Origin of the sequence: Rossellomorea aquimaris (assembly GCF_001877785.1) — a bacterium.
GTDB classification, from domain to species: domain Bacteria; phylum Bacillota; class Bacilli; order Bacillales; family Bacillaceae_B; genus Rossellomorea; species Rossellomorea aquimaris_A.
Window position 1 is genome coordinate 1 of record NZ_MINN01000079.1, and the last position, 11,673, is coordinate 11,673.

The 11,673-nt window shown below is 44.8% G+C and carries 10 protein-coding genes, 1 rRNA gene and 1 riboswitch; of the genes, 9 read left to right on the top strand and 2 right to left on the bottom strand.

Annotation, left to right across the window (positions count from 1 at the left end; genetic code table 11):
• The first annotated feature begins 782 nt into the window (after window positions 1–782).
• Window positions 783–886, top strand: a riboswitch (SAM riboswitch).
• A 212-nt stretch (window positions 887–1,098) separates the two neighbouring features.
• From BHE18_RS09600 to BHE18_RS09625, 6 genes are all read left to right on the top strand, one after another.
• Complete coding sequence (locus BHE18_RS09600; RefSeq protein ID WP_071618374.1) at window positions 1,099–2,469, top strand: LLM class flavin-dependent oxidoreductase; 1,371 nt, start codon at window positions 1,099–1,101, stop codon at window positions 2,467–2,469.
• A 27-nt stretch (window positions 2,470–2,496) separates the two neighbouring features.
• Window positions 2,497–4,005, top strand: a complete 1,509-nt coding sequence (locus tag BHE18_RS09605; RefSeq protein ID WP_071618375.1) for a sodium:solute symporter family protein — start codon at window positions 2,497–2,499, stop codon at window positions 4,003–4,005.
• Between the two features lie 827 nt (window positions 4,006–4,832).
• Complete coding sequence (locus BHE18_RS09610) at window positions 4,833–5,279, top strand: DUF2521 family protein (protein WP_071618376.1); 447 nt, start codon at window positions 4,833–4,835, stop codon at window positions 5,277–5,279.
• Window positions 5,280–5,359: 80 nt separating this feature from the next.
• Window positions 5,360–6,061, top strand: a complete 702-nt coding sequence (gene cwlD, locus BHE18_RS09615; RefSeq protein ID WP_071618377.1) for an N-acetylmuramoyl-L-alanine amidase CwlD — start codon at window positions 5,360–5,362, stop codon at window positions 6,059–6,061.
• A gap of 162 nt (window positions 6,062–6,223) precedes the next feature.
• The gene (locus BHE18_RS09620) at window positions 6,224–7,018 is read left to right on the top strand and encodes an STAS domain-containing protein (protein ID WP_071618378.1); all 795 of its coding nucleotides are present in this window, start codon (window positions 6,224–6,226) and stop codon (window positions 7,016–7,018) included.
• 229 nt (window positions 7,019–7,247) lie between these two features.
• Window positions 7,248–8,297: a P-loop NTPase gene (locus BHE18_RS09625; protein ID WP_071618379.1), complete on the top strand. Its 1,050-nt coding sequence runs from the start codon at window positions 7,248–7,250 to the stop codon at window positions 8,295–8,297.
• Between the two features lie 185 nt (window positions 8,298–8,482).
• Here the strand turns inward: BHE18_RS09625 and gerD are convergent, their stop codons facing one another.
• Window positions 8,483–9,136 (bottom strand): spore germination lipoprotein GerD, encoded by a 654-nt coding sequence (gerD, locus tag BHE18_RS09630; RefSeq protein ID WP_071618380.1) that lies wholly within the window; start codon window positions 9,134–9,136, stop codon window positions 8,483–8,485.
• 148 nt (window positions 9,137–9,284) lie between these two features.
• On the opposite strand from gerD, the gene BHE18_RS09635 reads away from it, so the two are divergent.
• Window positions 9,285–9,917 (top strand): KinB-signaling pathway activation protein, encoded by a 633-nt coding sequence (locus tag BHE18_RS09635; protein ID WP_071618381.1) that lies wholly within the window; start codon window positions 9,285–9,287, stop codon window positions 9,915–9,917.
• A gap of 41 nt (window positions 9,918–9,958) precedes the next feature.
• Here BHE18_RS09635 and pdaB read toward each other — a convergent pair whose 3' ends face one another.
• Window positions 9,959–10,708, bottom strand: a complete 750-nt coding sequence (gene pdaB / locus BHE18_RS09640; protein WP_071618382.1) for a polysaccharide deacetylase family sporulation protein PdaB — start codon at window positions 10,706–10,708, stop codon at window positions 9,959–9,961.
• A 140-nt stretch (window positions 10,709–10,848) separates the two neighbouring features.
• Between pdaB and BHE18_RS09645 the strand changes: the two genes are divergently transcribed.
• Both BHE18_RS09645 and BHE18_RS23455 read left to right on the top strand, forming a co-directional pair.
• Window positions 10,849–11,079 (top strand): hypothetical protein, encoded by a 231-nt coding sequence (locus BHE18_RS09645; RefSeq protein ID WP_071618383.1) that lies wholly within the window; start codon window positions 10,849–10,851, stop codon window positions 11,077–11,079.
• 372 nt (window positions 11,080–11,451) lie between these two features.
• Window positions 11,452–11,673 (top strand): 16S ribosomal RNA (locus BHE18_RS23455); the annotation flags it as partial.

The following is an 11,673-nucleotide window of genomic DNA, read 5'->3' on the forward strand; positions in this document are numbered from 1 at the left end:
AAGCTGGGGTATCTTTCCCCAAACAATTTTGAGAGAAATTATCAGCGTTCAAACCTGGACTCAATCTCATAAATTCATCTTAGGCGTTAGAGGCAATCAATCTTGGTTTTAGATTGATTGTTTCTAACGCCCCACCAAACGAAAGTGCGGTAGGGATTTCAGCTAAAACATTCTCATTTTTAGGGGTCCATTTTCTTGACAGAAGTCCAATAAACGAAAGATTCCTTCAACATCCTTTTGAACGGCCATGCCATTCATGGGTTTGAAAAGCCCGTTGAACGTCAAATCCAGCATTCGGTGTTTCATCCTGCCATTTAATTAGAACGTGGCAGTGGTTTTCGACAGGATTTTGCCCGTTTAGGCTTGGAAATTCGGTTGCAGAAGGCGTTCCTAACAAGTATCTGTTTTTTTGCGCTTAAATTCACCCCAAGAACAGATTCCTGACCCAATAAATTTTAAAAACGGCGGGACCTGTCTCCCTGGCCTTCCCTCAGTAAAAAACTCACAAAAAAGATCTATTATGACTAGACTCCCCACCATATATAGTTCATTATTCCTTTAAAGTAAAAGAGTATCTCCCAGATTAACTTCCAATAAAGGCTGGAACATCAAGATTTTACTTTAAAACACCATTGTTTATTCGAAAATATAGGTAAGCGTTTCCAATTTTAAAATCGTGACCATCTACACAAATCAGCTCAATTAAAAATTTGTATTCTGATTTGACAGATTATTTCGACTCCGTTATGATGATAAAAATTCGAACAACACAACTGAATAAATCCTTATCAAGAGCCGGGGGAGGAATCTGGTCCCGTGATCCCGCAGCAACCGTTACTTGTAACAAGGTGCTAATTCCAGCAAGCAGATGCTTGAAAGATGAGTGGATGGTATAGAATTGAACCTCTTCCTCATCGGGAGAGGTTTTTTCGTTGCAACAGAAAGTTGATGAGTCGCTGTTTCTAAACCGAGTATAACGATAAGAATACTCACACTGAAATTCACGCCCGCATCTCCTCCCATCTCATCACACCGAATCAATCGACCCAACCCCCAAGCCACGGCCAATCAATTTTCACAAAAAAGGAGAACTGTCCCATGAAAAAACAAATTCATCTAAACGGCTTTATTCAAAACTCGCCTTCACCGCATTCAACGGGTTTATGGAAGCATGAAAAAGATCAAGGTACTTCTCACAACAGTCTGGCTTATTGGATCGAAACGGCAAAGACGCTCGAACGCGGGAAATTTGATGCGATGTTCATCGCGGATGTGCTTGGTACATACAGCGTATATGAAAACAGTCATGATGCAGCGGTCAGGGGAGCGGTGCAGCTGCCTGCACATGATCCGGTCATTCCAATTTCCGCGATGGCCGCTGTTACTGAACATTTGGGATTCGCACCGACCATTTCTACTACCTATGCACAGCCTTATTCACTGGCACGGCAGTTATCGACGCTCGATCATCTGACAGGCGGAAGAGTTGCGTGGAATGTGGTTACCTCGTATCTGGAGAGTGAAGCCGTCAACCTCGGGCTGTCCGGCAGGCTTCCGAAGGAGTTGAGATATGATAGAGCCGATGAATTCCTCCAGGTTGCTTATAAATTGTGGGAGCACAGCTGGGAGGATGACGCGGTCGTTTATGATAAAGAAAATGATACCTTTGCTGATCCGGGAAAAGTTCATCCCATCAACCACGAAGGAGAATTCTTCAGTGTACCGGGACCTCATCTGGTGGAGCCGTCGCCGCAGCGCACCCCGGTATTATTCCAGGCGGGATCTTCGCCTAAAGGAAGGGATTTTGCAGCAAAGCATGCCGAAGCGGTCTTTACGAAAAATCACTCACTGGACGGTCTGAAGCTTTATACATCTGATATCCGCAGGCGGGCGGAGGAACAGGGAAGAAATCCGGCCGAGCTGCTGATCTTCCCGATGATCCTGCCAATCATCGGTTCAACGGAGGAAGAAGCATACGCGAAGTATGAAGAACTTACGAACCACGTCAGCTACGAGGGAACCGCCTCTTTATTATCAGGTCATACGGGCATTGATTTCTCGCAGTTCGATCCCGATCAGTATATCGAAGACATCGAAACGGATGCGATGCAGGGGAATCTGGATATGTACGGAAAAGATCCGAACAAAAGGTGGACCCTCCGGGAAGCAATCAAAAATCACGGCCTGGGTAACGGGACGGTAAAGTTCATCGGGACGCCTGAGCAGATTGCGGATGAAATCGAGCGTTGGGCTGTGGAAGGGGACGCGGACGGCTTCAATATCGCCCAGACGTATTCACCTGGCACCTTCACTGAGTTTGTCGACCAGGTGGTCCCTGAACTGCAGAAGCGGGGGATTTACCGGACGGAATATGAAGGATCCACCCTGAGGGAAAACATGTTTGGCAGAGGCCGGAGACATTTGCCTGCTGATCATCCTGCCAAGAAGCTTGTGCCGGTTCATTCATAAAACACTGAAAAAAGAAGGGAGAAGAAAATGAGTCAAATAGCATTATATACATGGATAGGATTTGCCGTATTTCTTGCAGCGATGTTCGTGCTGGGCTTTATCAGTATGAAAAAAACCAAAAGTGTCAGTGATTTTGCCATAGGCGGGGGAAACCTCGGCCCTTATGTCCTGGGGCTTTCCTTTGCCGCCACGTACTTAAGTGCCGCCACCTTCCTCGGTTACCCGGGCTGGTCGCATGATTGGGGGTTATCGAATCTTTGGCTGTTCCTGGCGATGATCGGCGGGGGGCCGATCGGCGTATTGATGGTAGCCAAGAAAGTCCGTAAGCTCAATAATGGACAAAAGTCACTTTCCCTTCCCGACTGGCTGGGGGATTTCTATAACAGCGATCTCCTCCGTGTCGGTACAGGGTTGATTCTTTTGTTCAATATCTTTTATATAGCCGCCCAGTTTGTGGCAGGTGCCCGCATCTTTGAATATCTGCTCGGCATGTCCTATCAGGGCGGATTGATCTTTATAGCCGTAATCGTCGTGCTTTACGTCTTTGGCGGAGGGGCATTCGCCGATATTTATACGGATGCTGTCCAGGCAGTGATGATGGCCGCGGCCGGTGTGTTTATTTTCATTTCAGGGATTGTCCTCTTCTGGAAGGGGAGCATCCAGGCGACCTTCAGCGGCATCAGCGCGAAATTGGCGGGACAGGATGCGAATCTGATCCAGGCTTTCAATCCGGACTCTTCTCATTTTTCTTCCCTTAGTTTAGTGACAGGAGCGATCGTGATTCAGTGGGCATTTGCCTCCGCCCCCCATCTCTTTAACAAAGTGCTCGGGCTGAAGAGTGAAAAGGATTTGGGGAAAATGATTTTGACGTATGTAATTACCGCCGCGTTGTCAGTTTTGGTGTTATTCGGAGGGATATACAGCAGGGCCGCCCTTGGAGATAACGTCGCTGCTCCTGATTTGGCACTGATGGAATATGCAGTCTACGCATTTCCGGCAGTCATCGTTGCACTTTTGGGAGTCGTGGTCCTTGCTGCAGCGATGTCGACAACGGATGGATTGTTCGTGTCGATTTCGACTGTATTTGCCAATGATATTTTCCTGAAAGTATTGGTGAAAAGAGGGATCGTGAAAGTGAACGGTTCGAAAGCAGAGAAGATCGCACTGCAGATCAGCCGTCTTTCAGTGCCCATCATCGGGCTCCTGGCATACTTGATTGTCCTGAAGCCGCCAGCGTACATGGGAGATATCATGTGGATAGGCATTTCAGGAATCGCAGCCGGAACGATGGGGCCGATTTTACACGCAGTGTATGCACGTAGAAAAGCATCCGCCAGGGCAGCGGAACTTTCCATGGTGATCGGACTGCTTTCTTACCTCATCCTGTACTTTGGGGGAATCGTACCAAGCACCATGGCAGCGGGAGCCGTTTCAACCTTCATCGGCATCGCCGTGATCACAGTGTTCGCCCCCATCTTAAAAGAAAAACAGCCGCAAACGAGCCAAAAACTCAAAAAAGTCTACAACATAAAGTAAAGGAAAGGATGAAACAACATGTTCGTAAACGAAATGCTCTCCATCTGGCTCTACGGCTTCATCACCTTCCTCACCATCATCGGATTTTCGTTGTGGAAGTTGTATTTTACGAAATGATGAGCAACGAACCTGTTCTGGTTTTAGTTATAGTCCTCTAACTCCGCTTTTGATTTCCGTGGAAGACTTCGCTTTCCGCGGGCGGTTGCTGAGCCTCGGTCATGGGGGTAACTGTCCAGCTCCAGGGCTTAGAGGCACATGTCATAAGCCAAATCGACCAAGAAGGCAAAGAACGCCTTCGTGGCCGATTCGTCTTATGCCACACGCCTCTGAGCAAAGCCCTTCCGTCTTTTCGATTAGGAGTCTTCGTCTTCCACTCTAATCAAACGCTGGAACGAGTTAAAAAACAAAGTATTTTGTATTACTAATAAAACCTTGAAATGAGTTAAATGAAAGTTCGGGTTTTTATAAAATAAGACTTTATGAAACGTGTTTTGTATTTGGAATCACCATTCTTTAGGTAATATTTTTGGGAATAGCCTTTGTTAAAGAATCAAACCTCAATAAAACCTAGAGTGGATTGGAGCGGAAGGCACTTGACTACGGCGGGATGCAGAGGAAAAGTCGAGACCCCGCAGGCATATGTGCCGAGGAGGCTCGACTTCCTCCCCGGGGAATCTTGTGCCTGCAGCGGAAAGAAACGGACTGCGATTAATATGGGAACAGTTTTTTAAGAATAAGCTAACTGAATTCCCATTAAAATTGGTAACAGTTACTCGAATGAAGACTTCTCATAAGAAGGAAAATACGTTCAAAGGGGTGGATCTACATTGAACGTTATTACAACCTTCAATACAAAGAGAAGAGAAAAACAAATCAAGACAGAAAGAAAACTGCTCAAGGAAATTTCGATAAAAATGCTCCAGGAAAGTGTACGGAAGCATTTTGGATATATAAAGATTCAAGGCGGCGTATTCATGCAGCAGGGATTTGACGAAGCATGCTTTGATGTCGCGATTGAAGCCTATCTCCTCGGAGGGAAAGTAAGTAAGTTTGGATACAGCGGGGAAGACAGGGAATCTGTAAAAAAACGTTGCAGTGAAGAATTAAAGCATTTCATCGATACGCTTTATAACTTCTGGCTGTACTGGTCCGAGATGGGCATCTCCAATCAGGTGGATGAATCCATTTTCTACAGTTGCGAGCACTTTGTGGAGACATGGTGGTCAGAGGGGTATGAAAAGGGAATTAAACGGCACAAGCTTCGGCTCCACTGATTTTTTTCAGTTCTAAAATGGTTTCTTGTCCCATATTTTTAGTAAAGAAAAGCATGGTTACTGAAAATAGGGGGAGAGACATGAAACAGAAACTGAAACTTGCAGGGATCATTGCCGCCCTCGGAATCCTGTTATTTATCGTTCAATATAAAATCATGGATAAAGATACGTGGGACTCATGGAATCTTCCCTTGTCAGGAAAGATCATCTATATTGATCCGGGTCATGGCGGACCGGATGGAGGAGCGGGGGATGAACGAGCCCTTGAGAAAGATATCGCCCTGAATGTGTCGCTTGTAATCAGGGACTATCTTCAAGAGCAGGGGGCGCTTGTCCTGATGACGCGTGAAGAGGACAAGGATCTGGCCCCGGAGGATATGAAAGGATACAGCAGGAGAAAGGTAGAGGACTTGCACAAACGTCTCAAACTGGTCAATGAGTCTGAAGCAGATATGTTCTTAAGTATCCATTTGAATTCCATTCCTTCTCCAAAGTGGAGCGGTGCACAGACATTCTATAATCCAAAGTATGAAGAAAACAAAGCCCTTTCAAAAGCCATCCAGAAAGAACTCACCCGCAATCTGGAAAACACCACTCGTGAAGCGAAAGGTCTTCAAAGTGTGTATATCCTGAAGCATGCGAAAAAACCGGGCGCTTTGGTGGAAATCGGCTTCCTTTCAAACGCGGAAGAGCGGTCTAACCTCCTCAAGGAAGATTATCAGGAAAAAGTGGCTGCATCCATATACCAGGGAGTCCTGAACTACCTTACCGAAAAAGAATGACGATAAAAGCTTCTCCTCATCATAGGAGCGGCTTTTTTATTTTTTTTGTGAATAAGCAGAAACCACGTTAAGAAAAGTCAAGGCAGGGGTATAGTGTATTAGAAACTTCGAAGTAGTCTACACTTGAAGTAAACAAGTTATCAGGATAGGAAGGGTTCAAATATGAAAGCAGCGGCTATCGAAACTCTTGAACAGAATTATCAGGATCTATATTCGAAATGGATCCGGGATCTTGATGAGACAACAGACAAGTTGAATATCTCTTATTACCGGAACACCCACGTGAAGAATGAATTATTTGAATCAATCTATAAAAGTCTTCAGCAGGAGAATGAAGACTTCATCAGGGATTTTAATGATTTGTATAGAAAAATTGTTGAAAATAATGAAGCCCTTGAATATATTTCTGCCGGATACCAGTCATTTCGGCGGGCTGCATTGGAAATTCTTTTGAAAGATGAGCTGTTAAAAGATGAGGTATTGGATATTTATCAAGAAATCGATCACTGGTTTGATCCCGTCTTCAATAAAATGATCAGTAAATGTACGGATACTTGGGAAGAGACTTTCAACATGCAAAGACAGACACTTGTTGAATTGTCTGCACCGGTGATTCAATTATATGATCATATCTCGGTGATGCCGTTAGTCGGCAATATTGATGAAGAAAGGATCAGCAGGATCAAAGAAAACCTGCTCGAAGGGGTGACTAAATATCATTCTTCCATTGTCTTCATGGACATTACCGGCGTACCGGTGTTGGATACATTTGCAGCTCAGGGAATCATTGAATCCACCAGAGCGGCGGGGCTGCTCGGAGCTGAATGCATCCTCGTCGGCGTACGTCCGGAAATTGCCCAGACCCTCATCAATCTTGGAATCGATCTGAAAGAACTCAAGACATTCAGTTCACTCAACAACGGGCTGGTCTTTGCACAGAATCAAATGAATAATTAGCAGCAAAAAAAAGAACTGGCATGAAGGCGGTTCTTTTTTTGCATAATGCCGCTTAAAGGATAACAATATCTGGGTGCCTGGTGGCCGGGTTAAGCCTGCGGCGCCAGATTCCGCTAACCTCCAATAGTATATGCCGAAAGTATTCCAGCCCTTTTAACAGTTATTTCTGACAACGGTATGTTATACTGATAGTGGGTGTAAACGAATACATAAAAAAGGGTGGTTATTCATGTTAACAGAACAACAGACTCGCGATCTTTTATCACAATTGGAGGATCCTTTTTTACATAAAACTTTAAAAGAAACGAACGGTATTGTGGAAGTGAGTGTAAAAGAAGAAAAAGCACATGTCAGTGTAAAAATTGCACTCGCGAAGACCGGTACAGGCGAACAGCTGCAATTCCAGCAAAAGGTCGTCGGATTATTAAAGGAAAACGGGGCGGGATCAGTTGGGATCCGTTTTACGGAACTCCCTCAGGAAGAGCTTGAAAAACACCGCGGGACAGGCGGGGAAGGCACCGATTTATTGTCACCTGCCAGCAAAACAACGTTCATTGCCATCGCCAGCGGTAAAGGCGGTGTAGGTAAATCAACGGTTTCAGTAAATCTTGCCGTGGCACTTGCCCGTCAAGGAAAGAAAGTTGGATTGATCGATGCTGATATATACGGGTTCAGCGTCCCGGATATGATGGGCATCGTAAAGCGTCCGGTAGTCCGCGGTGAAAGAATTATTCCGGTAGAACGTTTTGACGTAAAAGTCATCTCCATGGGCTTCTTCGTCGAGGACAATGCTCCAGTCATCTGGAGGGGGCCGATGCTCGGCAAAATGCTGAACAACTTCTTTTCTGAAGTGGAGTGGGGAGATCTTGATTATCTGCTGCTCGACCTGCCGCCGGGTACGGGGGATGTGGCACTGGATGTTCACACGATGCTTCCGCACTGTAAGGAAATCATCGTCACCACTCCACATCCGACTGCTGCCTTTGTAGCGGCCCGTGCAGGAGCGATGGCGCTGCAGACCGACCATGATATCCTGGGTGTCATTGAAAATATGTCTTACTTCGAAAGCAAGCTTACAGGCGAGAAGGAATTCGTGTTCGGACAAGGCGGAGGAGAGAAGCTGAGGGAAGAACTTCGGACCGACCTGCTTGGAAAATTGCCGCTGCAGCAGCCTGATTGGAATGAGGAGGATTTCGCTCCTTCCATATATGCTGAAGACCACAGGCTTGGACAAATTTATGGGGAGATCGCCCATAAAGTCATAGATAAATTATCCTGAGAAAATTGAAAGGACAAATAGCGGGGAGCACCCTCTGCTATTTGTCCTTTTTTATTGTGTTGAAATTGAGAACTGGCTAACGCAGGACTTGAAGTTTCAGGCAGCGGCTGGGGTCAAATAACGACATCAGCAGGCCGGCCTGAGACAAAATTCTTTTACACCTTCTATAAAGGGGCCAGTGTTTATCAGCCGCCTCCTGTGCCCGAAGAACCGCCGGCTCCGCCGCTGCCGCCTTGACCGCCTCCGGTCTGGCCGCTTTGACTGGCTCCGCCTCCGGCTTCTTCTTGTTTGGCTGCACCGGATTCCTCCGCTGCTTTAAGGAGAATATCCTGCATTTTAGCTTTAAACAATGGGCTTTCAAATGTTTCAAGTATCACTTGTTGAAGATGTTCCCGGAACTCTTTGCTCTTTAAGGCCTCTGTTAATTCTTTCTGAAATTCAGGGTCCTTCATTAAATCCATCATCATCCCCTGGTATTCAGGATCTTTCATTAAATCTTTGAGCAGCTTTTCGTTGCCGTCTTTCATGCTTTTGGCCATGGTTTCTGCAAACTTTGGATCTTCAAAGGACTTTTTCCAGAATTCTGTGCCTTTTTCTGACGTAAGGGTTTTTGATATGGTATCTTTTACAACTTTCTGATCCATAATAAGCTCTGACTTCATCTTATCGTCGGCCATTACTTCCTGGATGGCTTTCTTTCCATCATCGGTCTTTAATATATCGACAACCATTTTCTTGGTTTCTTCATAATCCATTTTACTGCTGACTGTGTCTCCGCCTCCGCCGCAAGCGGCCAAGAGGAGCATAGGCAGGAGAAAAAGAAAGGAATATCTTTTCATGGGTAGGCTCCTTCCATACAAATTCCCTTACCTTTAATATGAGAAATTGCGAAAAAAATATACACATCCGGCACTGGAACCTAGATTTTTTAGGGAAGCGTTGGTACAATCAACAGAGTGTATATTATATAGTTGGGGGAAAAATGAAGTGACCATCCGAAATTGGATTCGTTTTTTTGTACATACATTGATTCTGGGCGGTTCCGTGACAGCGGTTGCATCACTGTTCATCAGGTGGGATCAATACAGCCCGTTCATACAAGACGGGGATGTAATCGGCATACTATCCAGCCTTTTATGGTTTTTATTCGTTGGATTTACATTCAGTGTCATCAGTCAAATGGGATACTTTGCATATCTGACCATTCACCAATTTGGAATGGGGATGTTCAGGAGTTTTTGGAATTCCGTTCAGCTCGTTTTGATTGCTTTTGTGTTATTTGACCTTATTTACTTCCGGTTCCGGGCTTTTGCAGAAGAAGGTTCTTCTTACACTCCATACATCCTATTGGGAATTGGGATCCTGCTGGTGGGGATGATTGTTGCTTATGCGAAGAATCAACAATCGGAATCGAGGACCAATACTTTTATTTCCGCATTATTCTTCATGGTCGTCGTCACAACGCTGGAATGGCTTCCGGTACTCCTTGTGAACTCCATTAAGTGGCTGTACCTTATGTTGATCGCTTTATTGGTATGTAATGCCTATCAGCTGCTGAAGCTTCCAAAATACATCGAGCAATCCCGAATCGAAAGACAGAATAAAGAACAGAAGAATTAAAAAAGCCCCGGCAGAGTGCAAAACGCCTCTCCGGGGTTTTCTTATTGAATTAATGATGATTTCGCATCCCCGTTTGAGATCATATCCGATACCGACACAAAATTCCCTTTTCCTCTCAGGGTCTTTACGATGGCCGGCAGTGCTTTTTTGGTCTGCTTTGCAGAATCGGAAGCGTGAAGCAGGATGATATCCCCTTTTTTCGCATCCTTCACATTTTCGATGATTTCCTCCGTCCCGGGATTGGTCCAGTCTTTAGAATCCACGCTCCAATGAACGACCGTTAAACCGAGGCTGTCAGCAACCTTCAATGTTTCCTTGTTAAAATGTCCGGTAGGAACACGAAGCAGCTTTACATCTTTAACATTCAATTTTTCAAACACATCATCCGCTTTCGTGATATCCTGTCTGATTTTACTGGGTTCCATATCCGTATAATCTGAATATGCGTACCCTAAGTTCCCGATTTCATATCCGGCTTTAACAATTTCCTCAACCAAGTCGGGGTGACGCTCAGCCCAGGATCCCGAAAGAAAAAAGGTGGCCGACTGCACCTCTAACTTCTTTAATTCGTCCAAAATCGGTTTTGCCTTCTCATCTCCCCATCCAACATTGAAAGTCAGGGCAACTCCTTTTTCTCCCTTATAAATAGCCTTTGGCCCGTCTTTGGTTCCAAATACAGGGACAGAAGAGAGCGTACCGCTATAGACAAAAAGAGCGGTAAAGAAAGAAATGATGATGACCAGACTGATCTGCTTCATTCGTTTCGCATTGACGGTATAGAAAACATTCATTTCATAATCCCTCCGTGACGTATATCTCTATTAAAGATATGCATGTCCCCGGAAAAAATATCTAACTTCAGTGAAAAAAATGATTATAACATCCCGCTTATGGAAAAAACTACAAATAACAACATAAAGGGGTGACTTACTTGCTGGGGTTAATGATTGACGACAGAGAAAGACAAGAACTAGAATATCTGTTGAAAAGAGAAATGGATGAAATACTATTCGACCTGAAAGATTCCAGGATTGATCATATCGTGAAACGGGCGATGGACGAACGGTATAAAATATTGTTCTCTCTATTCCGCAGATTCGCAAGTCATAAAGAATGCCTCAAGTATATGAAGAGCAGCAATGATAAAAAAGAAAAATACTGAAACAAGCCAGCGGCTTTCTAATGGACAGGCTTCCTGCAGGGATGGGCCATGATCATTGAACAGCCGCTTTCAAATGTCATGAATTTAACTATTGTTAAAAAATCTTTAAAAATGTATTGACCCCGTAAAAAAATCTTGATATATTATTAAACGTCGCTGTTGTGCTATCGAATAACTCGAAAACGCATTGAAAATTAATTCAAAAAAATAGTTGACACCACATCGTTGGATGTGATAAATTAATAAAGTCGCTTCAAACGAAGTGAGCAACAAATTGAACCTTGAAAACTGAACAAAACAAGACAATTACGTCAACGTTAATTCTAGATTTACCGCAACGAGTAATCGTTGCAAAAAGAGCTATTCAAACTTTTATCGGAGAGTTTGATCCTGGCTCAGGACGAACGCTGGCGGCGTGCCTAATACATGCAAGTCGAGCGGATTTTGGGAAACCTAGTTTCCCCTTAATCAGCGGCGGACGGGTGAGTAACACGTGGGTAACCTGCCTGTAAGACTGGGATAACTCCGGGAAACCGGGGCTAATACCGGATAACTCAGTTCCTCGCATGAGGAACTGTTGAAAGGTGGCTTTCA

Coding starts and splice junctions, on each gene's coding strand:
- BHE18_RS09620 (WP_071618378.1), top strand. CDS start 6,224: ATGAAAGCAGCGGCTATCGAAACTCTTGAACAGAATTATCAGGATCTA.
- BHE18_RS09625 (WP_071618379.1), top strand. CDS start 7,248: ATGTTAACAGAACAACAGACTCGCGATCTTTTATCACAATTGGAGGAT.
- cwlD (WP_071618377.1), top strand. CDS start 5,360: ATGAAACAGAAACTGAAACTTGCAGGGATCATTGCCGCCCTCGGAATC.
- pdaB (WP_071618382.1), bottom strand. CDS start 10,708: ATGAATGTTTTCTATACCGTCAATGCGAAACGAATGAAGCAGATCAGT.
- BHE18_RS09600 (WP_071618374.1), top strand. CDS start 1,099: ATGAAAAAACAAATTCATCTAAACGGCTTTATTCAAAACTCGCCTTCA.
- BHE18_RS09605 (WP_071618375.1), top strand. CDS start 2,497: ATGAGTCAAATAGCATTATATACATGGATAGGATTTGCCGTATTTCTT.
- gerD (WP_071618380.1), bottom strand. CDS start 9,136: ATGAAAAGATATTCCTTTCTTTTTCTCCTGCCTATGCTCCTCTTGGCC.